This is a genomic window from Pajaroellobacter abortibovis, from assembly GCF_001931505.1.
GTDB lineage: Bacteria > Myxococcota_A > Polyangia > Polyangiales > Polyangiaceae > Pajaroellobacter > Pajaroellobacter abortibovis.
This window is the reverse complement of sequence record NZ_CP016908.1, coordinates 1329339-1354833: the sequence shown is the minus strand read 5'-3', so window position 1 is coordinate 1354833 and position 25495 is coordinate 1329339. Positions and strand designations below refer to the sequence as shown.

General features: G+C 46.8%; 24 protein-coding genes and 1 tRNA gene. 11 read left to right on the top strand and 14 right to left on the bottom strand.

Annotated features, from left to right (window positions below; all coding sequences use genetic code 11):
• The first annotated feature begins 135 nt into the window (after positions 1-135).
• From BCY86_RS06785 to BCY86_RS06765, 5 genes are all read left to right on the top strand, one after another.
• Positions 136-1041 carry a deoxyribonuclease IV gene (locus BCY86_RS06785; RefSeq protein WP_156865138.1) on the top strand — a complete coding sequence of 302 codons (906 nt, stop codon included), beginning with the start codon at positions 136-138 and terminating at the stop codon, positions 1039-1041.
• Positions 1042-1213: 172 nt separating this feature from the next.
• Positions 1214-2065, top strand: coding sequence for a 30S ribosomal protein S2 (rpsB, locus tag BCY86_RS06780; protein WP_083604253.1), 852 nt, complete (start codon positions 1214-1216; stop codon positions 2063-2065).
• Between the two features lie 57 nt (positions 2066-2122).
• Complete coding sequence (gene tsf, locus BCY86_RS06775; protein ID WP_075277053.1) at positions 2123-3052, top strand: translation elongation factor Ts; 930 nt, start codon at positions 2123-2125, stop codon at positions 3050-3052.
• Positions 3053-3077: 25 nt separating this feature from the next.
• Positions 3078-4016: a polysaccharide deacetylase family protein gene (locus BCY86_RS06770; RefSeq protein WP_075277052.1), complete on the top strand. Its 939-nt coding sequence runs from the start codon at positions 3078-3080 to the stop codon at positions 4014-4016.
• 48 nt (positions 4017-4064) lie between these two features.
• Positions 4065-4346, top strand: a complete 282-nt coding sequence (locus tag BCY86_RS06765; protein WP_075277051.1) for a hypothetical protein — start codon at positions 4065-4067, stop codon at positions 4344-4346.
• Positions 4347-4375: 29 nt separating this feature from the next.
• Here BCY86_RS06765 and BCY86_RS06760 read toward each other — a convergent pair whose 3' ends face one another.
• Entirely contained in the window at positions 4376-4720 is a 345-nt protein-coding gene (locus BCY86_RS06760) for a cupin domain-containing protein (protein ID WP_075277050.1), read from the bottom strand.
• A 69-nt stretch (positions 4721-4789) separates the two neighbouring features.
• Here BCY86_RS06760 and BCY86_RS06755 point away from each other — a divergent pair, with 69 nt between their 5' ends.
• Complete coding sequence (locus BCY86_RS06755) at positions 4790-5527, top strand: pseudouridine synthase (protein WP_083604252.1); 738 nt, start codon at positions 4790-4792, stop codon at positions 5525-5527.
• A 280-nt stretch (positions 5528-5807) separates the two neighbouring features.
• Here the strand turns inward: BCY86_RS06755 and BCY86_RS06750 are convergent, their stop codons facing one another.
• The gene (locus tag BCY86_RS06750; protein WP_156865137.1) at positions 5808-6641 is read right to left on the bottom strand and encodes a hypothetical protein; all 834 of its coding nucleotides are present in this window, start codon (positions 6639-6641) and stop codon (positions 5808-5810) included.
• 750 nt (positions 6642-7391) lie between these two features.
• Between BCY86_RS06750 and BCY86_RS06740 the strand changes: the two genes are divergently transcribed.
• Entirely contained in the window at positions 7392-7580 is a 189-nt protein-coding gene (locus BCY86_RS06740; protein WP_075277047.1) for a hypothetical protein, read from the top strand.
• Positions 7581-7622: 42 nt separating this feature from the next.
• On the opposite strand, the gene BCY86_RS06735 is transcribed toward BCY86_RS06740, so the two are convergent.
• On the bottom strand, positions 7623-10496 hold the full coding sequence (locus BCY86_RS06735) for a carboxylesterase family protein (RefSeq protein WP_172824826.1): 2874 nt from the start codon (positions 10494-10496) through the stop codon (positions 7623-7625).
• A 78-nt stretch (positions 10497-10574) separates the two neighbouring features.
• A complete protein-coding gene (locus tag BCY86_RS09855) occupies positions 10575-11117 on the bottom strand; it encodes a hypothetical protein (RefSeq protein WP_156865135.1) in 543 nt (180 codons plus the stop codon).
• A gap of 223 nt (positions 11118-11340) precedes the next feature.
• Between BCY86_RS09855 and BCY86_RS06725 the strand changes: the two genes are divergently transcribed.
• Together BCY86_RS06725 and BCY86_RS06720 are read left to right on the top strand one after the other, a co-directional pair.
• Entirely contained in the window at positions 11341-12384 is a 1044-nt protein-coding gene (locus BCY86_RS06725; RefSeq protein ID WP_216636010.1) for a 1,9-bis(guanidino)-5-aza-nonane synthase, read from the top strand.
• Positions 12381-13727: an aminopeptidase P N-terminal domain-containing protein gene (locus BCY86_RS06720; protein WP_075277045.1), complete on the top strand. Its 1347-nt coding sequence runs from the start codon at positions 12381-12383 to the stop codon at positions 13725-13727. Before BCY86_RS06725 ends, BCY86_RS06720 begins: the two co-directional genes overlap by 4 nt.
• Here the strand turns inward: BCY86_RS06720 and BCY86_RS06715 are convergent.
• The 10 genes from BCY86_RS06715 to BCY86_RS06665 all read right to left on the bottom strand — a co-directional run bounded on the left by BCY86_RS06715 (position 13710) and on the right by BCY86_RS06665 (position 24692).
• On the bottom strand, positions 13710-14171 hold the full coding sequence (locus tag BCY86_RS06715; protein WP_083604249.1) for a DUF2062 domain-containing protein: 462 nt from the start codon (positions 14169-14171) through the stop codon (positions 13710-13712). The two genes, BCY86_RS06720 and BCY86_RS06715, sit on opposite strands and share 18 nt — an antisense overlap.
• A 590-nt stretch (positions 14172-14761) precedes the next feature.
• Positions 14762-15595, bottom strand: coding sequence for a hypothetical protein (locus BCY86_RS06710; RefSeq protein ID WP_075277043.1), 834 nt, complete (start codon positions 15593-15595; stop codon positions 14762-14764).
• A gap of 400 nt (positions 15596-15995) precedes the next feature.
• Positions 15996-16949, bottom strand: a complete 954-nt coding sequence (locus BCY86_RS06705) for a hypothetical protein (RefSeq protein WP_075277042.1) — start codon at positions 16947-16949, stop codon at positions 15996-15998.
• Positions 16950-17276: 327 nt separating this feature from the next.
• The gene (locus tag BCY86_RS06695) at positions 17277-17474 is read right to left on the bottom strand and encodes a hypothetical protein (RefSeq protein ID WP_075277040.1); all 198 of its coding nucleotides are present in this window, start codon (positions 17472-17474) and stop codon (positions 17277-17279) included.
• A gap of 226 nt (positions 17475-17700) precedes the next feature.
• Positions 17701-17847, bottom strand: a complete 147-nt coding sequence (locus tag BCY86_RS09850) for a hypothetical protein (RefSeq protein ID WP_156865134.1) — start codon at positions 17845-17847, stop codon at positions 17701-17703.
• A 301-nt stretch (positions 17848-18148) separates the two neighbouring features.
• Positions 18149-18493 (bottom strand): hypothetical protein, encoded by a 345-nt coding sequence (locus BCY86_RS06690; RefSeq protein ID WP_075277039.1) that lies wholly within the window; start codon positions 18491-18493, stop codon positions 18149-18151.
• Positions 18494-19184: 691 nt separating this feature from the next.
• Positions 19185-19544, bottom strand: coding sequence for a hypothetical protein (locus BCY86_RS06685; protein WP_075277038.1), 360 nt, complete (start codon positions 19542-19544; stop codon positions 19185-19187).
• 61 nt (positions 19545-19605) lie between these two features.
• Positions 19606-19785 carry a hypothetical protein gene (locus BCY86_RS06680; RefSeq protein ID WP_075277037.1) on the bottom strand — a complete coding sequence of 60 codons (180 nt, stop codon included), beginning with the start codon at positions 19783-19785 and terminating at the stop codon, positions 19606-19608.
• Between the two features lie 538 nt (positions 19786-20323).
• On the bottom strand, positions 20324-21649 hold the full coding sequence (locus tag BCY86_RS06675) for an MFS transporter (protein ID WP_075277036.1): 1326 nt from the start codon (positions 21647-21649) through the stop codon (positions 20324-20326).
• A 385-nt stretch (positions 21650-22034) separates the two neighbouring features.
• Complete coding sequence (locus BCY86_RS06665; RefSeq protein WP_075277034.1) at positions 22035-24692, bottom strand: MGH1-like glycoside hydrolase domain-containing protein; 2658 nt, start codon at positions 24690-24692, stop codon at positions 22035-22037.
• Between the two features lie 223 nt (positions 24693-24915).
• Here BCY86_RS06665 and BCY86_RS06660 point away from each other — a divergent pair.
• Positions 24916-24988, top strand: a tRNA-Asn gene (locus tag BCY86_RS06660).
• Entirely contained in the window at positions 24958-25248 is a 291-nt protein-coding gene (locus tag BCY86_RS06655; RefSeq protein WP_075277033.1) for a deoxyribodipyrimidine photo-lyase, read from the top strand. The genes BCY86_RS06660 and BCY86_RS06655 overlap by 31 nt, the downstream gene beginning before the upstream one ends.
• Positions 25249-25495: the final 247 nt, after the last annotated feature.

Genomic DNA, 25495 nt, shown 5'->3' with positions numbered 1-25495 from the left:
GGGGCATGGTGACTAACAGTGGAAATGGGATCGGTGAGATTCGATCCGATCATTTTTAATAAAGAGATGTCTCTAAAATGCTTGAGTCAGATGAAAAAGTAGAAAAAGTGAGTAAAGAAGTATTGTGGAGTTTTGGTGAAGAAAGGGTCAACAATTATGCTTTTTGGAGCTCATGAATCAATTGAAGGTGGGGTTGTATGCGCATTGGAGCGGGGTCGCGTGGATGCGTGTCAGGCGATTCAACTCTTCACGAAGAATTCGAACTCGTGGAGGGAGCCTTCTCTAGGAGAAAAGAAAATTGCTCTCTTTCGAAGTGAACATAAAAAGATGGGGGCTCTCCCTTTGCTGACGCACGCTAACTATTTGATCAATTTGGCTGCTCAAAAAGAAGACGTATGGGAGCGATCCCAAAAAGCTTTGATCGCGGAGATGATCCGTTCTGAGGCGCTTGGTATCCATTTTGTCGTGTTGCATCCAGGAGCTCACATGGGATTGGGGATTCAAGCCGGAGTAGCGCGTGTTGCTGCAGCCCTCAATCAAATAGAGGGGCATGTTACATGCCTTAACGTTCGCCTTTTGCTTGAAAATACAGCAGGTCAAGGGACCTGTCTCGGTCATCGTTTTGAAGAGCTCGCTCAGATACTTGAGAGGGTTTCATGGCGTGATCGAATCGGAATCTGTTTTGATACGCAGCATGCATTTGCGGCTGGGTATGATTTGTCTACGGCAGAGGGTTATCAGGCCACTTTTGATGAATTTAATCGTGTTGTGGGGCTCGCTTCTCTTTGCGCTTTCCATCTTAATGATTCCAAAAAACCTCTAGGGTCGCGGGTAGATCGACACGAGAATATCGGAAAGGGGCATCTCGGGTTACCTCTTTTCTGGAGGCTTGGTCGCGATGATCGATTTAACCATCTCCCAGCCGTTTTGGAGACAGCTCCTCGCGATCCCAACATTCCTTTCAAGAAGGAGATTTCTCTGCTTAATTCCCTCCAACGGGAAGAGTCTATCCCTTCTTTAGCTCCCCACCCGCTCTTTTGATCTTTTCTAAATCGCTAGAATAGCATAAAGAGAAAGAGTATTTTTGCTTCATACTCTCAATTCAATCCACACGCCTTGATGCGCATCGTTGTGGCTCGGTGCAACCCTCATTTGATGAGATTTGCTGGCTGCAGCAGAAGGCGGAGGTTTAACCGAAAGGAACTGCGCGCCCATGACCGAATCTGTAGAAACATCACCTCTTCACACTTCTGAACCCCCTCAACTCCCGCTTTCTATCCAAGCTTTGCTGGATGCGGGTGTTCATTTTGGCCATCAAACCAAACGGTGGAATCCTAAAATGGCACCCTTTATCTATGGGGTTCGCAACGGCGTCCATATCTTGGACTTGGATCAAACCGCCTACCTTTTGGCCCGTGCATTTGCCTTTCTCGAAGAGACCGTTGCCCGTGGAGGCCATGTACTTATGGTGGGAACGAAAAAACAAGCGCAGGAAATCATTCAAGAGGAAGCGATCCGCTCTGGCTCTTCATTTGTGGTCCATCGGTGGCTAGGAGGAACGCTGACCAACTTCTGGACGATCAAGCAAGGGCTCGAGCGACATCGTCAATTAGAGCGCATGAAGGAAGATGGTACATATCAACAGTTCTCCAAAAAGGAGGTCTCCCGTTTAGAGAAAGAGAGAGAGAGATTTGAGAAATACTTGGGGGGCCTCAAGAACATGGGCTCCTTGCCGCATGCATTGTTTGTGATTGACCCTGCTCTCGAGCAGAATGCGGTGAGAGAAGCAAAAAAAATGTGCATTCCTGTTGTTGCGATCACCGATACCAACTGCAATCCAGATCAGATCGATTGGATGATTCCGGGCAATGATGATGCAATCCGTTCAATCAAACTGATTACCTCTTGTCTTACCGATGCGATCCTTGCAGGCACGCAGCAGCGAAAGGACACATTGAATCGCGAGGAAGGCGCAGATCGCGGGGTGCATGGAGAGCAGAAAGGTTGCGCACGAGCAGAGGGGATCCCTTCTGTTCAGCTGGTTAACCGAGAAAGAACTGCCTAAATCGCGATATTACGTCAAACGATCGAACCTTATCCAAGAAACGAAAAGGGAGATACTATGTCACAGCCACGAATCAATACTGCTGCCTTAAAAGAGCTCCGCGAACGAACTGGCGCGGGGATGAGCGATTGCAAAAATGCGCTGATCGAAGCAGAAGGGGATATCGATAAAGCTGTCGAGATCATTTTAAAGAAAGGGATTGTTAAGGCTGCATCCCGTGCTGGGCGAATCGCCGCAGAAGGGCAAGTGAGTGCTTTTGTTTCTCAGGATCACAAACGCGGTGTTCTCCTTGAAGTGAATTGTCAGACAGACTTCGTGGCGCGAAGCCCCGCATTTGTGGAATTTGTTCAGAAGGTTGTGGATATTGCAGGGCGCCTAAATCTTCAGGATGACTTAGAATCCCAGCCGTGGGGGGATGGCAAGGTCCTAGCCGATGCGCGTCAAAAGATGATCGCGGATACAGGGGAAAATGTGGTGATCCGCCGCTGGCATTCTTTCCGTACGGAAGCAGCAGGGGGATACATTTATGCTTATGTGCATGGTGGGGGACGCATCGGTGTCCTTCTTCATGTAGAAGCTCCTAGCCCTGAAGCTGCAACGCATGAAGAGTTCCTCTCTTTTGCGGATCACGTCGCGATGCAAATCGCTTCCATGAATCCTCTTGCGATCGATCAAGATGGGATCGATCTAAAATCGATATATAAACAGCGGGAGATCTTTTTGGAGCAGATCAAGACAGAGGTTCAAGATGAAGACAAATGGCCGAAGGTCGTCCAGGGGAAGATGACCAAGTGGCTTGCAGAGATGAGCCTGCTTAGTCAGGACAGCATTATCAAGTCCAGTCAGACGGTTCGTCAAGTTAAGGAGAAGCTCGAGAAGAATCTTGACGGGCCCGTCACAATCCATCAGTTCCTTCGCTATGAGCTGGGAGAAGGGATTGAAAGGAAGGCAGATGACTTTGTAGAAGAGGTTGCTAAGCTAATATAAATTCCCTTGTTGTCGTTGTCGATTGATGCGTCTTTGTGCTGTCGGTATTGATCTGGATGAGATCGTTCACTATGAAGGGATCCACGGGATCCCTTCATGTGAGGAGTTCAACGCTCATGCTGTCTATGAGAAAGGACTCATGCGTTGGCGAGCGCTTGCCGAGGAATTGGACATCCCTTGTACCTTTTTTGCTGTTGGTGCCAATCTGACACTTGATAAAAATGCAATGGCCATTCGTCTCGCCCATGAAGAAGGGCACGAGATTGCTAACCATACCCTTGATCATCTCTATTGCCTGACTCGACTCTCTCGAGAGGAGGTGCTTGCTCAGATTCGAGGGGGATCCTCTGCAATTGAGCAGGTGATAGGGGAAAGGCCAGTAGGCTTCCGTTCCCCTGGATATACCATTACGGATTCGGTGTACCGTGTGCTCGAAGACGAAGGGCTTCTTTATGATTCCTCTGTATTCCCTTGTCCTTCTTATTATGGGGTGAAAGCGGCTGTCCTTGGGTGGATGAAACTGCGAGGCCGTTTGAGTCGCACAATCTTGGATACCCCATTTGTTCTCTGCTCTCCGAGGAGGCCCTATCGCGTTGGGAAGCCCTATTGGAAGCGAGGGGACGGGATTCTGGAACTCCCTATTCAAGTCACTCCCTTTCTCCGTCTCCCCTATTTTGGAACTTCTTTGGTATTGGGAGGGCCGAAAATAGGGAAGAATGTGGCTGGTCTTTTGACCAGCATGTGTCTAGGTGAGCCCGTGATCAATTTGGAGTTCCATGGCATTGATCTGCTTGATCAATCGGATGGGTTGAAGTCTCTTGCCAGCTATCAGCCTGATCTTCGAATCGACTGGCAACTCAAACGTCAGATTTTCAAGGAGACGTTTCATAGGATCCAAAAATCGGGGTATACCTTTCTCCCCTTAAGAGGAGTGGCACATCGATTGTGCGAAGAAAAACAGTAACCTGTAGGCTTATAGGTATAGGGAATCACTCAAAAAAACGGTGGGCTTATGATTACGGAACATCTTGAAGCGATTTTAAAGAAATTCAACACCGCGGTGGATGAAGAGGGCTGGGATGTCCTTCCAGAGGGGACACACTTGACTCTGTATGCTGGACGGCAGGGGGCTCCTCTGGTGGTGGGGCGAATTGTAGCTCTGCGTCGAGAAGGGGCGCTCCTCTATACGCGCGTTGCGGGAGGGGATCTGTTCATCCTTGAGCAATCCGATCTATTTGCGCTTGGGATGGAAGGGAAAGTCGGTCGTTCGGTCCGTCGAGCTGGTTTCGGTTGATAAGGGGAGATAAGCGATCGGGAAGAAAGCTAGGAAGAGCTGCGGCCGTAGCGGTCTTCGAGACGGACCACATCATCTAGCTCGTGCGTTGAAACTTCGATTACATCTACATCCGTCCGTGCGATCATCCTGTGAATGGTTTTGGGGGGGCAGTGAAAGCGGTCGAGCGCTTTCATGGAAATGATTTTGAGTTCAGATCCTTGTCCGATCTCTAGATCCATCTCCCCTTGTTGCACGAGAAAAGTCTCTTCTTTTCGATTATGGTACTGTCTAGACAAGCAATGACCAGCTCGAATATGAAGGATTTTTCCTACGTAATGCTTTGTGCTTGCCCAAATTAATTCATATCCCCACGGTTTTTCGATATGTTGCATGGTTGTTTTGTTACAACAGCTCGCTTGGGTGAGCTAGTGCTTTGAGAAGGGGCGAAAAAATATTTCACTATGATGGTAGAGCGACTCCAGAAAATATTGGCTCGAGGGGGGATAGCATCTCGGCGTCATGCTGAGCTTTTGATTCGCTCCGGAAGAGTACGAGTCAATGGCTCCCTTGTGAACGAGCTCGGTATTAAGGTGGATGCGCGATATGCTCGGATTGAAGTCGATGGTCAACAGGTTCAGGCGGAACAGCAAGTCTATCTTGTTCTCTATAAACCCAGGGGGGTTGTAGCCACAATGCACGACCCGCAAGGTCGTCCTACTGTGGCTGACCTGTTGAGTCAGGTTGGTGCGCGTGCTTATCCAATAGGACGACTCGATTACACGACAAGTGGGGTGCTGCTTGCAACCAATGACGGAGATTTTGCTTATCGTTTACTCCATCCCCGACAAGCCGTTCCGAAGGTGTATCGCGTTAAAGTTCATGGGCATATGAAAGAACAGGATCTCGAAAAGTGGTGCCGTGGAGTCCGTTTGGAAGATGGGATCACTCACCCTGCGAAAGTTTCTCATGTGCGGTATGGGGAAAGGAAAACCTGGTTTTTGCTCACTTTGACGGAAGGGCGGAATCGGCAGATCCACCGTATGGGAAAAGCCACGGGATTTCTGGTCATACACCTCACTCGGCTGTCATTTGCGGGAATCAGTGCAGGAGGCCTCCAGCCTGGAGAGTGGCGTAAGCTAACTTCAGAGGAGGTTTTATTCTTGAAGAAGAAGTACAGCTCCCCCTCGCTGTTCTGCTGACTGGTAGTGCGCTCCACTTGCTCTGCCGGTCACTCACCCCTACCGACTTATTTTTACAGTTTTCCATGGGGTTTTCTCAGGAACCGAATCCTCTCACGGAAGCGGAAGAGAATGCGCCGTTTTGATCATATAGGCATCTTGTAAACATATTGCCCCCTCGAAAGGAAAATGTTTCGAGGTCTGGATGCGCCTGCATAAAGTTTTTTATTTTTCCTTCCATTTCTACTTTTATTCTTCCGATGCTTCTCTACTATCGCTTGCCAAACTTAATGCGATGTGTTTAAGGTGAGGCAGTTTTGAAAGAACGAATTAGGCAATTATCGAAGTTCATGAATGTATCGTCAAGCCAAATGTATTCGGGATTCTTCAATCTCAGAATGAAGTAGAGAAGTTGCCCTGTAAACCTAGACCCCTTAAGTTCAAAGCGCTTAAGCATTTGGTTAGGTTTCAGCAAAGGGCATGCCTCGTAATCAGTAAGACACCATCCTCTTAGATAAAGCTCGCGAAAATTGAGTTGGTTTTTCTCTGCAGAAACCTCCAATGTTCCGTCATTCATATGAGGGGTATTCCCGTTCCTTCCAGCGCCTATCGAGAGTTTTTTATTGTTTGAATCCTTCCATATGCTGCTGATGCGGACCACTTCTAGGTTAGGGAAAGCGGCTAGCAGCTTGCGAGTTTCTTCGCTATCAATGCCTTTTTGCTCTTTATCCAGATGATAGACCATCAGTTCTTTCACTGTGGTTTGCCATACACTCTTACTCGATCGTGTAAAAAGATCAACTCGCTCAGGGGGAACACTTGCTAAGACAAGCTTGTAGACTTTGATTTGCAGAAGCTCCTTGAGCTCTTTATCTCGTGCAGAGTCTTGAAAGTGCTCGAAGTGTAAAACGAAGGGCAGGTTACTTACGCTATTGCCAATTTTTTTGAGGGCTTTGCACAATTGTGCCCGCTTGTCATCCCATTCGGAAAAGTCACAGGTAATCCAGAAATGGCCCCTGATCTTTTCTTTGAGCTTTTGGGGACGAGGCTTGGCTATCAGCTCAAAAGCTGTTCTTTCATCTGAGCTCCATTTCTTTTCACTATTTTCCATATTGTATGTAGCCAAGAAGGGCATTGAGCTTGATAGCTTTGAGGAACTTGAGAAGAGGATTGTCTGAATTTGCCAGGATGCGCAGGTTGTCGAGGGAGACTCTGGAGTTGTTCAAGTTCAAGTTCTTGATAGAGGTATTGGTAAGAGCCTCGAAGTTGTCGGTAATTAAGTTATTTCTAGCTAAACTCAAGGAGTTTATCTCTGTGGTCGAGTAGACTAGAGTGCATTCCTTAGCAACCATCTCGGCTAGGGACAAACCGCGTAAGAGGGGATTACAGTAGATACGATAACTGGAGAAACCTAGTGGAGGCTTCCTACCATTCATGGCAGAAGTGGACATGCTGGCCTCCACTTGCTCCTCTTCCCCTTCTATCCTCTAGCTACAGCCCATACAAAAAACTATCCCCAACCCCATCATTCTTTGCGCCTCATTTAAAGCATTGGCCTTACTCATTACCTTCTTCTCAACAAGGTTCTCCCCCTATCCCATGCAAGCCAAGCAAGAAAATAAACGGGTGCTTCTGAGAACATGTCCAGGCTCTGGTGATGTACGTCGCCTCCTTTTCACACATACAGAACATCGCACTTGGTTCTAAAAACAACTAGAGAAAGAGATGCATCCCCTGCATCTCCATCACAAAGCTGGAGCTAAAGTTGGTATGCCCCATCTCAGCAATTGCACAATCTAAGACAAGTATTTTTTGCACGACTACATAGCAGCGCACAACCTCAGGGAGGCCGAACAAGAGCTCCTCGAATTGGACGTAGGTTCAAATGGAAGAGCATTGGAAAAAGCTGTCTAATGCCATTCTGCTCGTCACCGTTTCCATGCTAGTCCGGCAGATCCAGGATGAAAAAGAAGCAAAAGAAGGTACTCCTCCATCGATGGACAACTCATGGGCCTATGGGTGCAGAGAATGGGTACCCCTCCTCCTCCCTGTTGAACTCACACAAGGCTCATGAAGATATTTCCTCTATCCATGCTCCGCGACTCGGAGAATTCTTCTATCGTTGTAGGGACCAATTGTTCTCGAAGAAACCTGCTGCTTTAACCTGGCTGTTACCGAGGACAATTTGCCCTTTGGCTGATGCAATCTGTTCGTCATAAATAATGAAGTCAGGCAGGATGTCCGGTAGGGAAAGGGAGCGCCAGGCGCCCACAGCGGTTACCCCTTCAACGATTGCGATGTAGCGATCGGGCTTGGCAGGATTTGGGAAAATGAAGGCTGCGCCGAGTTGATTGCCGGTGATCCTCTGCTCTCCGAGGAAAATAGCGTTTTGAACGATGCGAATGGGCAGTTCGAATTCGAGTGCGCGCACAACGCGGTTGCTTGCACTGTTTCCAATTAGGAAAAGGCAGCGGGAATTTGCGAGCGGCTCTTTGCGTTCAAAAAATTCCGTATCGCTGAGAATAGGGTAGCGCGTCGTGACGCCCCCGCGTACAGATGCAAAAGCTTGAGCAATCTCTCGATGGATGGAGGCTTGTTCAGGGATGGAAGCGCCGTACACGAAAAGAAGCGGCTCATGAAAAATATCCCGAAAAGGGCCGCTCAGTCCTTTCTTTTTCCAGAGCAAGGGTCGTTCTGCTTTTCCTTTGAACCACTGATGATTGACCTGGTGCATATGGATCGGCTCGTCAGGAGGAAATTGCAGCGTGGACCCTTGGATGGAGACTTGAATCGGAAGTTTGTGGCTCAATAACAAGGGATCTCGATCGATACTAATTGCTGCAACCCCAGTTGCTTGGATAGCGATTGAAACTGGGGAGCGAATCGTAGCATCCACTTCTCCCCACAATCCGGGCTGTTTTAATTCATGAATACGGAGCCAGTGGCTCTGATCGGTCCGCAAACGGGCTGTACGAAAGCGCACGTGCTTGGGATGCCTGATTTTCTTGTGAGAGAGGAGCCATTTTGCTCCTTTCTGTTGTTGATATGTCCAATCCCAGACATTGTGTCCCAGGAAGGGGTGGTGATGCCGAAGGGGGTAATGGAGTTTTTGATATCGTTCGATGAGGACATTGCTGTTGGATTCGGGTTTGTCCTGTATTCCATGCACGACCCATAAAGGAATCCCCAACCCGTTCCATGCCCATTCCGTTGGGGAACGTTCTTCAGCCAGAAACTGTTCCCAAGGCTTTAATGCTTTTCCAGCCATGTCTTGACGTACGAAATAACTGTGGTATCCGCATAGAGCAGCGATGGCTGCAAAGTGATCGGGATGTCGGAAAGCGATGGCAGTGGACCCCGTGCCTCCCATCGAGACTCCTGTCATACTGATGCGTGAAAGATCAATAGGATACTGTGAAGTCACCAGGTGGATGGCGTGCATAACATCTTCTTCTCCCATCTCTCTGTACATGCTGTTCCCTCTTCCACTGGGAACAAGGACAAATGCATCCAGGGTGGGTGGATTCTCCAGATGTCTGTCTTCCCACTCTTGACCTTGATGAGAAGGGGGAAATCCTAGCAAAGAGCGGAGCATAGCGAGGGGACGTCCGTTGAGCCCGTGAAGTGCTACAATTAATGGATAGAGACGCTTTTTTCCTGGAGCGAAAGTAGAAGGAACGTATAGCCCATACTCGGAGAGTTGTTCATCGAGGGGAGAGCGGTATGCTCTTCGAAGGACTCCTGTCCGATAGGAGTAAGGGTTAATACCTTTTTCCAAGTCGCTCAGTTCTCTATCCAGTTCTCGTATTTCTTGATCCTGTGCGGCTAGGTCCCCATCGCCTTGAGCTACCCACTGGGCCGCTCGCTCTCGGAGGAGAAGAACACTATCTAGAACATCGGGTTGAAAAGAGGGAGGGGTGTGGGCTTGCAGGCGAGCGAGGGCGGAATCCGCTCGCGCAATCACTTGACGCACGAGGGCGCGTGGATAAAATGGAGATTCCACTCTTCGTCCCCCTAATTTTACTTCAATCTGCCAGTTTTTCCCTTCAAACTGCGCTAACTCGCTTTCCTGAATCGGGGGAAGGGGAACAATAAGAGGATCTTTCCGTGCGTATTCCGGAAGAAATACCGCAACTGATTTCTGACGAGGTTGTTGAGGTATTTTCTGAGATGGCGTGGGGATAGGGGGATGGGATGGCTGGAGGGAAGAAGAGGGGAAGGCTTGGGAGATCGAGTATTCTACTTGAAGCGATATCCCTGTAGGGGTTCCCTCTTCGAATTGGATGCTTGCAAATGGATGGTAGGAGCGATGTTCCATTTGCCTTGTGATGGAGATGGATGCCATTGCCTCTGCCATTGCCTCTGCCTCTTGAGAGCCAATGCCTGGAAGGACAAGTGACACCTGATCGGGGATAGATAGGTGTTCATCCATCACGCGAATACGAAACAGCCACTCCGTTTGACTCTTCTCGAGTTTAAAAAGAATGGGGTGATCTCCTTTGCTTAAATCGAGAGATACTAGAAATTCATCTTCATGGAATGAAGATACTTGCCTGATTTCGTGGACGACTTGCTGATCTACCCACGATGTCAATGGCCCATTAACACCTATGAGAAGGAGTATGCGTTGAGAATGATGGAGCCGGAGCACGCCCCCTAGGTAGGCTAGTGTCCCTTTGGGTGCCCCCTTCCATGTTGCATTCAGCCGAAGGGCCCCTTTTGAAGTGAAAATGGGTTTCCATAGGGTGGAGGGAACTTGCTCGCTGTTTTCTAGGAGAACAGCGAAAGGCTCATACGTTATTGGATTGGATTGAAGTTCAAGGGGAAGAGAAGGGACGGAATAAGGTCCTGCTATTAACCACGCTCCCACATGACCTTGATGACCAGGGACGATCTCTGCCTCTTCATGAAGAGGAGGAACGGAAGAAGGATTGTGGAGTTCGGCCATTTCAGGAGAGGCAGGAGAAGAGACGGCTACAAACAACAACAACCACCTTGTCTTGTAAGAGCAACCTAGGAAAACGGGTCGCATGCGAAAACGGAAAGGGGGCGTGGATGAATGGAGCACTTAGCTCGCAATAAAACCCTGCACCAAAAGGCGGACCCCATCTTGAAACAGCACTTCTATCTTGTGCCTTTCTATCACCCGCTTCACTTTCCCTTTACCGAACTTAAAGTGAACAATCCAGTCCCCCTCTTGGAATAGGGAAGAGACTGCGTATAATTTGAACACATCTGCTGGCTGTTGAGCTACTTCGAAAGCCCAAAAACTCATGCTCTTTTCTTCTGAGTTAGTCTTACGCCCTTTTTTGGATAGAGTTTTAGAAGAAAGCGCACTACGTGAAGGGGAAGGTGGTATAGAAGAGGCAGAGTTGTGTGGATTCGGACGGTACTTATGTGAGCTATAGCAGGTAAGACATTCTACTTTCGCCGGAACCCCCTTGACAACAGCAATAATTCGATGATTCAGTGTTAATAGGCACTTCGTGCACCAGCTATCGATTTCGCCACCTGCTTGTGGAAGTGGCAAGGAAGGGACCCTCATAGAGCTCTCCAACAAAAAGAATGAGCGTTGAGTGGTTAACGGGTGAAGGGGAAATCTTGCCTTCATCCAAGAAAAGCCCCTAGCGTGAAATGAAGATTAGGTCAATCGGAATCGCCTATCCCATTGGGAATAGCAGCGCTTTTTGCTTCATCCGTTTTTCATCGTGAGGAAGAAACGGATGGCTTGGATTGATTGAGGCAGGAACATTCTAATTGTAAAGGATGAAAGCGAGGCCATTTTGACGTGTACATTGTAAAAAGATGTATCTACTGCTACTATGAGAACAAAGATGGAAAACGAAATGACGATGATAGTAACAAAACAAGATTACCTTCAGCAGCCGATTGAGCATATTGATATTAAACAGTGGGATGCTCGTCCACTGGTGGACGCCATGGGTAAAATGGGGTTTCAAGCGAGGAATTTGTATCGCGCTTGTAAGATTTATGAGGCTATGCTTCAGGAACAGAAAGGAGGGGTGATTCTCTGCCTAGCAGGTTCTCTGGTTTCGGCTGGGCTCAAGCAGGTCATTGTGGATATGATCAGAAATCAAATGGTGGATGCAATTGTTTCCACAGGGGCCAATATTGTCGATCAGGATTTTTTTGAAGGTCTTGGCTTTAAGCATTACATCGGTTCCCCCTTTGTGGACGACCATCAATTGCGTGAACAGGGGATCGATCGCATTTATGATACGTTTATTGATGAAGAGGAGCTGCGTATTTGCGATCGTACAATTGCGCAGCTCGCTGATCGGTTGATGCCTAGGCCTTATTCATCCCGGGAATTTATCGGAGAAATGGGGAAGTGGATAGCAGGACAGAAAAAAGGAGTCGATGGAATTGTCCTTGCCGCGTGGGAAGAGGGGGTCCCTATTTTCTGCCCTGCTTTTAGCGATTGTTCGGCAGGATTTGGACTTATCTGCCACCAATGGGATCGGCAGAGAGAGCAGTGCCTATCTATTGATAGTGCGCGTGATTTTCTTGAGTTAACCAAGATCAAGCTCGCTGCCGAGGAGACGGGGCTTTTGATGATAGGGGGTGGAGTTCCTAAAAATTTTGCTCAAGATACGGTTGTCTCTGCTGAGATGATTGGAAAGCCTGTCAGTATGCATAAATATGCAGTGCAGGTGACGGTCGCCGACGAACGCGACGGGGGACTTTCTGGTTCTACTCTGCGCGAGGCCTGCTCTTGGGGGAAAGTCGATCTCGCTTTTGAACAGATGGTTTTCGGTGAAGCGACTACACTCATGCCTTTGATTATTTCTTACGCTTTTCATACAGGCGTATGGAAAGGGCGAGCACCCCGTCGTTACGTAGAGGTCTGTCAGTGAGTTTCTCGGTAGGCGAGGCATTCTGTCCCGAAACCTGTGCTGTTCGTCGAACCCGACTCTGTCAGGTTCTGTCTCAGGAGGCGGAGGATGGGATAGTAGTGCTCCCTTCCGCTCCACGCGTTTTCCGGAATGGGGACGTGGAACATCCCTATCGTCAGGATTCCAATTTTTTCTATTTGACCGGTTTTGAAGAACCAGAAAGTCTTTGTGTGATAGATGTTCGTGAGAGGAAAGCTTCTCTCTTTTTACAGCCACGGGACAGCGAGCGCGAGCTCTGGGACGGTCCCAGGATAGGATTAGAAGGGGCCCTCGAATGCTATCGATTTGAGCAAGCTTTCCCATCTTCTGTAATACGTGTCGAGCTTCCCAAGCTCCTCCAGAGCCACTCTGTGGTCTATTATGATCTGGGAGTCTTCCCAACATGGGATGCGTTGGTTCTCGATAGTTTACGGGAACTACGGGAACGGAGGGGTACGGAACGGCCGACACGGATTGTTGAACTCAGTCTCTATCTCCATGAGATGCGCCTTTTGAAAGGAGACGTGGAGCTGCTGGCCATGCGTGAAGCTGCATCGATTACGGCTGAAGCGCACATGCGCGTGATGCGCTTTGCTCGTCCAGGCCTGTGTGAGTATGAGATAGAGACAATGCTTCTTGACACATTTCGACGGCGTGGAGCAGCGAGGGAAGCCTATCCTTCAATTGTTGCTGCAGGTTCGAACGCGACAACATTGCATCACCGAGCAGGAGTTCGAAGGCTTCAGGATGGTGAACTCCTTCTGGTCGATGCGGGGTGCGAATATGACTACTATGCGAGCGATGTGACGAGAACCTTCCCAGCAAACGGTATTTTTTTCCCGGAACAAAAAGAGATCTATGAACTGGTTTACCACGCACAGCTTGCCAGTCTCCAGTCCGTTCGGGTGGGTACAACATTGGAGGAGATTCATCAACGCAGTGTGGAGGTTATCACGCATGGCTTAGTGGAGTTGGGTTTACTCACAGGGAATGCACAGGAGCTGATAGAGAATGGTGGCTATAAACAGTTTTTCCCCCATCGAACAAGCCACTGGTTGGGCATGGATGTCCATGACGTAGGTGCTTATCTTGTAAAGGGGGCCCCTCGTGTTTTGGCCCCTGGTATGGTATTTACTGTGGAGCCAGGGATCTATATCTCCGCGAACTGCACTAGGGTGGAGGACAAATGGCGTGGGATAGGCGTTCGCCTTGAAGATAACATCATCGTGACGCAGGACGGATTCCTCAATCTGACCTCTGAGCTTCCAAAGACGGTTCAAGAAGTAGAAGGAGCATGTAGGGAAAACTCAAGGGATATCGGATGATCTATGGAGCGCCTGTCGACGGAGCCAGAACCAGGTTAACGATCCAACGAAAAAAGCTAGTGTAATCCCGACCAGGGGAAAGCCAATCCACCAATCAAGAAATAATTCTCCTGCTTGATCAATGATGGTAACGATATCCAAAGGGGCACACACCCCTCTTCGGAATCGATAGGAAAGTTCAATTTCAGCTAGAATAATCCATGGGAGCGTGAGAAAATTCGCTATTCTAGATCCAAGGAAACAATAGAGCCGATTAAGTCGGAGCAGTGTTGCTCCCCCTATGGCCAACCATCCGTGAAGTCCTACGAGAGGGCTGCATCCGATAAAAACGCCGAGCCCTACAGCTAAAGATAATTGAGCAGGTGAGGACTGTTCGTCTTTCACTTGCCGCCAGAGAGTAACTGCACGCGCTTGCGTTTGTTGCCACAATCTAACATGCCTCATGGTGAGATCCCATACATCATAATAGGAGAGAAGGGGATCTATAATAAGGAAGCAAGGAAGGATGGGCTTTTTTTTAGAAAAGATATGTCACAAATTTCTACATATTTATCACTCGTCACTTTTTGCGATGATGATTACTTAATTTGAAATTCTTAACTTGAAAGTGTTGTATCATACTGGCTCGATTTTTGAGAAACGTGAATCGACCGATTTATATGGTTGTATTTCCCCTTTTCCCCTTTATGCGAGTGCTGCTGTCTATCATTTAGCAAAAAATCACCTTGCCAAGTTTCAAAATTTGCGTAGGTATACTTATCGAACAACATGGGCATCTCCCCGTTAGTTCACGCTTAGAAAAAGAATGAGCAATTCACAATTAACACATTTGTCTCTGTTTGATTAGTTTTTGACGGAAGAAGTTTGCGGCTTCTCTTGTTTTCTGTGCAGAGTTGGGATGGGGGAAGGGAAGATGGATTCCCTTCTCTTTCTTTTCTTGGTTTTCCTCTTCAGATGAAAAAAGTGCAGCTCTTCTTGAGCCTGTAGAAATAGAGAGGATTGTACCCATTGCACGGTGTGCTGGTAGTCTCCGTTCATTGGTAGTTTTGTTTGGTATGATTCCCCCCTGTGCCCTGATTTAAAGCGATAACACCCACCCAAGAATCGCAATGAGAGGCAAGTTGGCTTTGATGGCTTGTCCCTGTCCATATATATTCGTCTTCTTCATTGTTGCGTGCAGGAGTGACTACGATAAAGCCGTGTTCTTCCATAAAAGATCTTCCGTCTTCGGTAACATGAATAGTTTTTTGTAACATGGTAGATTCTGTCACATTAAAGAAGTATTTCAGCTTGGGGACGAACTCCTCGTACTCTAAATCGTGGACCGGATATTCTTTGATGGTACCAAGTATCTTTCTCATTTCTTTCCCTAGTGTACTTAACCAAGACGTGAAATACGAATTGAGATCTTTGGTGGCTTTCCATGTAATGGCTAATTTATTAAAAAATTCTTCTTCTTCAAACCCTTTTCCGGTTGGGTGAAAAGGAAGGGAATCGCAGTTTGTTTCTTGCATATCTCTTCGAATTTTGACTGAGGTAATAAAGATGATCGAGGTACAGGCGGATGTGCTGTATTTTGGAAATACAAAGAGGCCTGGTGGGCAATTTTTATCGCTGCACAGAGCAGTTAGGCTTTTTGCTTCTCTTTTTTGGAGTTCCTCTTCGTTGAGGTTGGGTGGAGCTGGCGTCAATCGATAATTTGCTTTGCTCTCCTTCTGTTTTTTCTTGCTCCGTATTTGAGCTTTTTTGATTTGAATTGAGTACAGGTGGATGGATTGTTGGCTCATCACGTGAAGCTTGATGTGTTTGATGATCAGCACTGTGCTGTGAAGAGGAAGCATCTTTCGGACAAGATGGAATTTACTCATCTAAATCTGAACTCTCTTGTGAATGCGTAGATGGATGTTTGCACATTACGAAAAAAGATCCTCCGTTAAAGATACATGAAGAATAGCTTTGAAATTGCAAGTGCATGGATCCCCTTCCTCCCTGGATACAAGTACGTGATCTTGAGCTGGCTCTCATCCAAGGAAATTCGTGCCAAACTAAAGTTTTATTTATCAATCCATCGAACACAGGAATAGACTTCTCTTTTTCTAAACTTATGTTACCACCTCTGGGTGACAGGTGACGTTGAGATGCGTCCATTCGCGTTGAATCAATCCAATACGCGTAGAATCTTGATCCAAGAATTTCCAAATTTTTCTCTTTTGTTTTTTCTGGAATTGAGAAACTTGTGAATAAATATTTTCGGTGTCTCTTATGTATCTATTCGTGGATCGACGAAGAAGAGATACAATACAAGCGGAAGTACAGGTTGCAGTATTTTCGAGTAGTATAGTTAGTCCAGAGAGAGTTGATCTCTTGATAGGACCCTACTGTCGCCTCCTTAATGTGAGTGGCTACTGTCCATTCTTTGCAATGAAAATGGGTTGCTTGACCTTCTCCTGAAATCCCTGTCCAAACATATGGAAGGGTATCTGGAAATAATTGTACGTTGTTTCCATTTTCATCCACATGGATAGGTATTTTGAGGATGTCGACACCCCATTTGAGTGTAGTATACATGTTAGCTAATCTGGAAATAATCTCTTCATTTTTCGGATTGTGCACAGGATATTCCGCAATGGATACCCATGCGGTCGGTGTACCTATTTTTTCTGTGCTGAGCCATGGAGAAAAATGGAGCTTTAACGATTGAGTAGCCGTTCCAGTTGCTGCAACCCGATTACAGAAATCCTCTGCTGCTTTGACCCCTGTTCCGTTCGGCTTAAGGTTATCGAGATCGCTAGCTATACTCTGCATGTCTCCTCGGATGCGAACGGAGGTGATAAAGGCGATTGCAGTGCAGAGAGGCTGATCGTCTTTGAGTATGCAAGTCGTTCCTGAGGGGCAGGCTTGTTGCACGCATGGATCATGATTCAGCTCGTTGTTTTCTGCCGCTTCGTGGAAGTTTTCGGTTGAATCTTGTGATGCATGTTTCTGCTTTCCATCCTTTTGGTTGGGGTACTGAGGGAGTGTACGTTGGGATGGTTCGTGTGAAGAAGAAGAGGGGGGGGATTGCTTGGCGCCCATGCTTGGAGAAGAGGGATCGTCCTCTGACTCCAGCTCTGATCCTTGTTGGTATGTATCTTCGGTGAAGGAGGAGTTACAAGCCGGGATAACTCCTGCTCCATAGAGAGTAATGCAGATCCAGCGAGAGGAAACACCAGGCGAGGACATGACATGAATACCTTATTTTATAAGAAAGCAGAACAATTCTTGAAAAAAGAACTCATGTGTATCTTTTCCTGATTTTTTATAATTTGCAAGCGTGTTGAATGGCTGGGCTCCATTGTGCTGTATAGGGCTTTTTTTCTTGATGGTTTGCGGAAGGTGAGAAATCCTCTTAGATCCTACTCTAACGTCTGAAACCGCTGAATGGGCTGATCTTAGATGAGCTTTGGGCATCATCCCTCCATTGCGATGAGAGCGATGAAAGAGAATACATACCTTGTCAAAACAGACTATATATCCCAGTTTCGCATTGCATATTTTAATCCGTTTTTCTTAGGGTAAAGAAGAGGTGATTGCTTGCATTTTGGTGAAGAAGAAGACAAGTTCGTTCGTTGTTGGTTTGGAAGATTGCGTAGCGATCTCTTCTCTGATTCCAGATAATTTTTTTTCTTGTTGAATATAGATGGATAGTTGCTTCAGACGAGAAGCGTGTTGATTCGTTAAAAATGTATCTGTCTTGCTCTCTTCCACGATTGTTTCTTTGTGTAGACTCGCTTCAGGAGAAGAAAAGGCTATGATCTAATCTTCTTCAAAAGAATGGGTTATCTTTTCTTCTGCCAGGGATGGGTAGTCGATGATACAATCAAATTATTAGCATTGCTCCGATTGGTTTTTCCTTGCATGGACTCTATCGACTGAGCAGTGAGGCGAAAGTTTGCTAAAGTTGTTTAAAGTACTCAAGAACTGTTCCGTGGTCTTATAAATAAGTTTGCTTAAGGATAGCATTCTTATAAGAAATGAGAACGGAACCAATCTCTTGCAGGAATTGGATCGCGTTGTTGTGTGCTGCAGCGAATCGATCACCCGCTTTAGTGTTAATCAGGATTGCAGTTTCGTAAGACATTCTTAATTTATCTGATTTGTTTTCGAGCATGCTTGTATTGTTGGTCAATACCTGAAGGCGAATTCAGTGTCTATTTCTTTTGGTAGAGCATAGGGACAGCGGTGTGTAGAAGATGCTTGAGCTCCTATCTTTTGATAAAGTGGTTAATTAATGTTTTCTGTTGTTTTAAGAGATTTTTCTTTATACTTGCTAAGCTGTGTGGATGTATCATTTAAAAATGAGGGAACAACATTCAGTTCAGGCCCCTCGAAATGGATTTCTGCTAATATATTGCTTCATTTTTTAAATAATTTTGATTTGATTATAGTGGAATGCAATATATTTTAAATATCGGTTCCATTGTAGATGGGTTCATCATGAGGAGCTTGGACTCCTCCCCTCTAGGTTCTGCAGTGACAAACTCAAGATCGGCAGATGGACTATTAAAAAGCGCGGTCATCCGTTCCATATATTCTACAGCTGCTTTCGTTTCATCAACCATCATGTAGCGTGTTTCCGGCCAGGTTTCTTCACTTGGAGGATTTTGTAGAAGTTCTTCTTGAGAAGTGATGAGAACATCCGTGGAATCTTGCACTTCACTCGTGATTGTTTTCGTTTTTTTCTTCTTTGTGCTCAATTTCATCGCCATGCTTTGAGAGGAAAACATCTCCTATTCTGCTAATTCTCCTTCACATCCTGTGACGAGTCCTACAATCGGGCTGATCGATATTGTGTTTTTGTTTCATTTGGTTTTGTAGATCACGTTCGTAAGATAAGTCTCCTTTCTGATTTAAGATTTTTATGCATTAAATATTAAATTGAGGCTTTGTTTCTTCTTAGGATTCATAGGAAAAATTACAATCCCATCTCCTTGTAGCCTCAGATTGACTTCTTTGAGAGCTGACGTAGGCATTTTCCAGCCTTGATGGTGAGGTCGATGGAATGAGATGCGTTGCTTTCCAAAATAGACTACATTTTCTCATTTGGAATCCTTGATGAAAATGCATTGATTGGTGGGAAGTGAGAGAGTCTCTTCTTGTAATTTAAAGAAGAAGTCAATAAAACCTTTTCCTTTTAGTTTTGGTGATTTTGTGGCAACTAGTTCCCTTACAATAGATAATTTTTTATTTCTTTTAAGATTTTCTCCTATCGATGTTCTTCTTTTTTTCTTGACTGGTGAGTGAGAGGGTATTGAAGGACTATCTTGTTTCTCTTTAATGGATAGCTCTTTTAGGGAATGGAACTGTTCATCATTGGCAAAAGCTTTAGGATCGGTTTCGTCTTCTTCTTTTTATTTGACAGTAATTTGTGTGTTCTTACTTTAATCTGAAATTATTTTTTTTAGATGTAGCGTTATTTTATTGATGGTTATTCGTGTATGCTCTCCTAACGTACTCTTCAAGTTTGATGCTGCTTTGCCCAACCGCTTTATTAAGTAGCAATCCAAATTGGAGCATATAAAGGGACTCTTGGGTGCTTGTTTTTTGGATCTCTGTTTCAAATTGCTTGGTGATTTCTCTTGTGTTTTTCTCACAACTGATTTTTGATTTGTTGATGTGAGGATATATTTTTAGTAGGACCCCAATCATTTCGTTCAGATTTTGTTGGATGTAGCGGATAGAGGATATTAAAGCGCCAGTTTGCTTGAAACTTTCGGACAATAGGGAAAAACGGTCTGCATAGCGTTGAATAGTTCTCTCAGTTAATTCTGGGTTCATGATTATAACTTGGATGAGTGCTTCTCACATAAACCCGTTCCCAATAAATTCCATGTTCCCTTCAAAACTGATTAGCGTTTGGTACATGCGTTGGAAGTAACGCCGCATGGTCATTAGCATTCTCGACGATCTCTTTTTGTGTGGTTAACCATGACGCTTCTTCATGTGTTTGATGAATAGAAGATGTGATTTCTCCTTTTGGTAGAATTTGGTTATCTTGCTCTTCAACACCGGCGTCCATTGCCAATTAATGTGCGGATAGTTCTCTTCTTTTTGTGCTTGTTCTTTACATTTTGCCAGTAAGCTTAGAAGAAGGTTAAGGCTAAGCCTGGTCTAGTGTTGGAATAAATCAGTCGTTTGCGTGGAGTCGTCTTTTTAGGTTGAGGCGTTGAGATGGGGCGGTTGTCTCTTGTTCCAATGCTTTATCAATCGAGGTTTCACCTGATTGGATTACCAGTCCATCCCAGAGGGGGAAGTAAAACGAGACCTGCCTTCCTAATCAATGTGACGGGAGAAAATAAGAGTGCAAGTCGTGCAGGGAGTTTCTAATTGGTTTTGATGGATCGACGATTGAGTTGATGGATAGAGGTAAGGGTATGGATTGTTATTTTGGATGGGAGCAAAACCCAATTTTGACAAGGCCTGTCGACTGGGTAAGAGGAGGCTATGATTCAAGCGACCTATGGGTTCCAAGGTCTGTAAGAGAAAAAGACAGATAGGGGCCCTCTGTTTAAGAGCCAACATCCTTACGGTAAAGGGAAACGGATAGCTCGTGTACTTTAGGATAGGCTTTTGTTGTCGATGCTGTAGGAATCGAACACAGGCGTTGAAGAGGAGGTAGGGGTGGGGGATGTATACAGTTTTAGGCTTCGCAGAGCCAAAAGGGAAAAGACAGAACCTAGCATCAGGTAGTAGGCAGGTATCATCTTGGAACCTGTCTTCGTGACGAGGTAAGCCACCAGCATCGGTGCTGTTCCTCCAAAGAGGGGACCACTGATGTTCGTCGTGATCGCGATGGCGGAATAGCGCACCTTGGTGGGAAAAGATTCGACCATCAAAGCAGGGAGGGGACCGAAATAACATCCAACCGTAATCGCTAAAATAAACTGTGCGAAGAAAACGAGCCCTACGTTTTGCGATGAAAACATGAGATGCATGAGAGGGAAAGTCCCTACCAAAAACATCAGGGCAGCCCCTATTAAGACAGGCTTGCGGCCTACTTTATCCGATAGCCATCCTGCAAAACATGTGGCTACACTGGCAGTGAACAAATTGGTGGTATTGATGGTGAATGCGGCTTGTTCGTCCATACCAATGATCTGAATGAGGTGGGTGATCATGTAGAGAAGGAGTACGTAAAAGCTCAAGTCGTGCAGCATGACGACAAAGACCAGTGTCCATAATGTTTTCCCATGGTTGAGAAATACTTCCGCAGCGGGAGGGCGTTGGCTGATCTGTCCTGACGCGACCTCCTTCAAGTAGACGGGTGATTCGGTGACTTGTCTGCGCATGTAGAATCCTACTCCGCAAATGGTGATTCCGAGTAAAAAAGGGACACGCCATCCCCAACGGAGGAGTTCTTCCTCTTTAAATACAAAGGAAAGGAGAGCTGCAGTGGCTGACCCTAGCATGATCCCAGTCAGGCAGCTGATTGCGGTAAAACTCCCAACAAGCCCCTGGTGCTGGCGGACAAAGTGCTCTGTAGTGAAGGTGATGGAGCCTCCATAGTTCCCTCCCATCGAGATCCCTTGGAGCATCCGCATGATGATCAGTAGGACAGAGGCTGTGATTCCCAGTGTGGCGTAGGTAGGGAGCATGCCGATCAGAGCCATGGGAAGAGCCATCAAGAGAATGGTGGCGAGCATCGCTTTCTTCCGTCCGCAACGGTCTCCAATGTATCCGAACAGGAGCCCTCCGAGGGGCCTGACGATGAATCCTGTTGCAAATACCCCCAGGGCCAAAATGGTCTCACTCATCGGGTCGGAAGAGGGGAAAAAGAGTTTACCTATGTAAGGGGCTAGGTAGCCAAAGAGAGCAAAGTCATACCATTCGAATAAGTTGCCAATCATGCTTGTGATTAATGTACGTGCAAGTGAGCTGGACATGGGCTAACCTCGGTTCTGAGTTCAGGACAAAAAGAAATGGTGCCTGCACATAAATGTAGGTTTGTGGCGATGGATTGGGGGGAGTAACCTTTGAAGCAGGCTAGAGCCGAAGGAAAACAAAATGGGGGTCAGAGAAAGATCCATAGAAGAGTGGAGAAGGGAAGCAAGATAGAGATAGATTTCAAAGGGGTTGAAGAAGACATCAGGAAAAGAGACAGGAGATAACAGCAGCCCTTTTATCTGGTCCAGGATTCCTGAGGTGGGTGATTGAAGAAAAGGAAAGCATTTCTCACACAAAAAAAGATGAGAAAAGATGCAACAAGCCCATTTTAAAAAACGCTAGCCATAAAAATGATTGTATGTCAACTCTCACTTTCTTCTTTATTCATTCTCCGTTTTGGATAAGGAGTTTTGCGACGAGAGCTGTCCATCCCGTCTGATGGCTTGCTCCTAGCCCCTTGCCGTTATCTCCATGAAAATACTCATAAAATAGAATGTGATCTCTAAAATGTGGGTCAGTCTGCAACAATTCTGATTCTCCATAGCAAGGTCGATGGCCGTTTGCGTTTCTGAGAAAAATATGACTGAGTCTTTTGGAGAGCTGTTGGGCGATTTCTCGCAGAGTCATTAGAGGACCATTCTCTGTTGGAAATGGGACTTTAAACGTATCGCCGTAATAGTGATGAAACTTTTGAAGCGATTCGATGATCAAGTAATTGACTGGAAACCAGACAGGCCCCCGCCAGTTTGAATTCCCTCCTAGGAAAGCGCTGGTGGACTCTGCAGGTTCATAGCCGATCGGGTGTATAGTTCCATGGATGGTAATGGAATAAGGGAAGTGCAGGTAAGCCTTTGACAGAGACCGAATGCCGTAAGGGGACAAAAATTCTTTTGTGCTGAGCATGCGGGATAGAACGCGTTGCAGCTTCTCCTGATTGAGAATAGCGACAAGCCGGCGCTGTTCTTGTCCAGGAGTGATCATGTCCGAGCACCCTCTCGTTAAGTCAGGGCGATTTTCCACAAACCATTCCAGCCTCCGTTTGAAGGATGGGAGTTTTTCGAGAAGTTCGGGATTGGAAGATTCCACTGCAAAGAGCGGGATCAGGCCGACCATCGACCGCACCTGAAGTGGCTGTCGCGTTCCATCAGGAAGGTTGAGCATATCATAGTAGAATCCATCCTTATCGTGCCAGAGGCCGAGTGTATTGAGAGCATGGGAAATCATGATGAAGTGTTCCCAGAATTTGCTTGCTACGTCTTCGTAAGCGGGATCTTGGTCCGCAAGCTCGAGAGCCATGGCAAGCATATTGAGGCAAAACATGGCCATCCAGCTTGTTCCGTCCGATTGTTCGATGCGGCCTCCTGAAGGAGCGGGCTGATTACGGTCGAATACGCTGATATTATCTAGACCTAAAAACCCCCCTTCAAAAACATTGTTTCCCTCGGAGTCCTTTTGATTGACCCACCAGGTGAAATTCAGCATCAGTTTGTGAAATACTCTCTCTAAAAAGAGAGTATCACCATGCCCTTTCCGTTTTTTCTCGATCTTGTAGACGCGCCAAGCTGCCCAAGCGTGGACCGGTGGATTGACCTCATTGAGGGACCACTCATAAGCGGGGATCTGCCCGTTAGGGTGCATATACCATTCACGCAAGAGGAGGATTAATTGCTCCTTTGCAAGATCTGGATCGATAGGGGCAAGAGCCACACACTGGAAAGCCAAATCCCAGGCAGCGTACCAGGGGTATTCCCATTTGTCGGGCATCAGGATGACGTCAGCGTTGTACAGATGGGACCAGCTGTGGTTTCTCCCTGTGAGACGCTCTTTCGGTGGAAGATGCTGGGTGGGATCGCCCATCAGCCAATCGGTCACCACATAGTGATAGAACTGTTTGGACCAGAGTAACCCTGAGAAGGCTTGACGTACAACGCGCGTCGCATCTTCAGAAAGGGAGGAGGGGATGATGCGCTGATAAAACTCATCTGCCTCAAGTTTGCGTTGTTTGAATAGGTTGTCAAACCCAGCAAAAGGGCTGTGATGAGGAGCTTGAGAGAGGCGCAGCTGGATGACGGCCTCTTCTCCTGGAGGGATCAAAAGAGGGTAGTGAGCAGCGGTTTTGGTCCCGCGGTTGAGCGGATTAACACTTGCCTCATTTTTTTCGATCAAATAGCTGTGAAAGGCATCTTTGACGTAGGGCTGAGGGTTGGGTGTTCCGTAAAGGCGCGCGCAGTTGGTCTCATTTTCTGTAAAAAGCAAAAGAGAGGCTTTCTTGAAGTAAAACCAGTAGTTTCCTCGTTCAGGATGCTCTACATGAATGGTTTGTTCATCGATTTTGCGCAATTCGGGTCGGGCTATATTCAATTTCCAAGTCCATGTATTGCGAAACCATAAGGTTGGAAGCACATCGATCCATGCCTCTTCTGGCCCTCGATTCAAGATGCGAATCCGAATGAGTATGTCTTCGACATTTACTTTCGCATACTCAATGTATACGTCGAAATAACGTCCCTGGTCCCATATCCCCGTGTCTTGAATGTGATATTCAGGTGCGCTTCTGCTCCGTTGACTATTGGTTTTCACCAGGTCTGCATAAGGAAATTCTTCTTGGGGGTACTTATACAGATAAGACATATAAGAATGGGTGGGGGTATTATCGAGGTAGTAATAAAGTTCTTTGACATCCTCCCCGTGATTCCCTTCAGGGCCCGCTAAGCCGAAAAGACGTTCTTTGAGAATGGGATCCTTCCGGTTCCAGAGGCTAACGGCAAAGCAAATGAGCTGACGGCGGTCGCAAATCCCTCCAAGGCCATCTTCATTCCAGCGATAGGCTTTGTATCGAGCATGCTCATGGGGAAAAAAATGCCACGCATCTCCCTGAGCGCTATAGTCTTCCCGGATGGTACCCCATGCGCGCTCACTGAGATAAGGCCCCCACTTTTTCCAATGGAGAACACGCGCATTGGATTGCAGAAGCCTTTTCTCCTCGTGGGTTAAAGGGATTCTCTGCGACACAAAAGGGGTAGAATCAAAAGAAGTAGCCATGGGAATGAAGCTTTCTGAGTGTTTTTACGAGAGTTGGAAATGTATATGGCTCCTTTTATAGAGACAAGATGGATGATCGATGCATAAGCAAATTACGTATCTCCTGCCATTTGGTTGAGGATGAGTTCTATGCCACAGGATGAGCACTTTACGTTTCTTTTTTTCTTTTTACTTGCATCGGATGGGGGACGCTTTTAAAAGGGAGTGGAAATTAATGTGCTGATCCGGCTTAGCTCAGTTGGTAGAGCGGGTGGCTGTTAACCGCTTGGTCGTAGGTTCGAGTCCTACAGCCGGAGCTTGTTCTACGATTATGAGAGCTATTGTGTGGTTTCGTGGCAAGGACTTGCGGGTTGCGGATCATACTCCTCTCTGTAACGCCATTCGTGTGGATGAGGTCTTCCCCCTCTTTCGTGCCCGATCCGAATTTCTGGGAAATGCTGCTCGGTCCTGTGAGTTCCCTTACCGCATTCAGTCTTTTCTCGATTCACTGCGTACGCTGCAGGGCTCTCTCGTTCATTTCGGTTCTCGCTTGAATGATGTCAGGAATGAGTGCTGAAGTAGCTTCCCGGTTGGCTGAACGCATGGAGGGTCGAGCGCGTTGTGGCTCATCGAGCGGTTGAATCATTCGCGCGGAAACAAGATCGACAGGTGCGTCAAGCTCTTGGTGACCGATTCTAGCTCTATGAAGGGAAGCCTGGAACTCTGCGGACAGGGAGTGGGACGCCTTATTCTGGGTTCACTAGTTTTTCCAAAGCATCCCATCACAGTATAACCCTTGAGAAACCGCTTGAAGCACCTTGTCG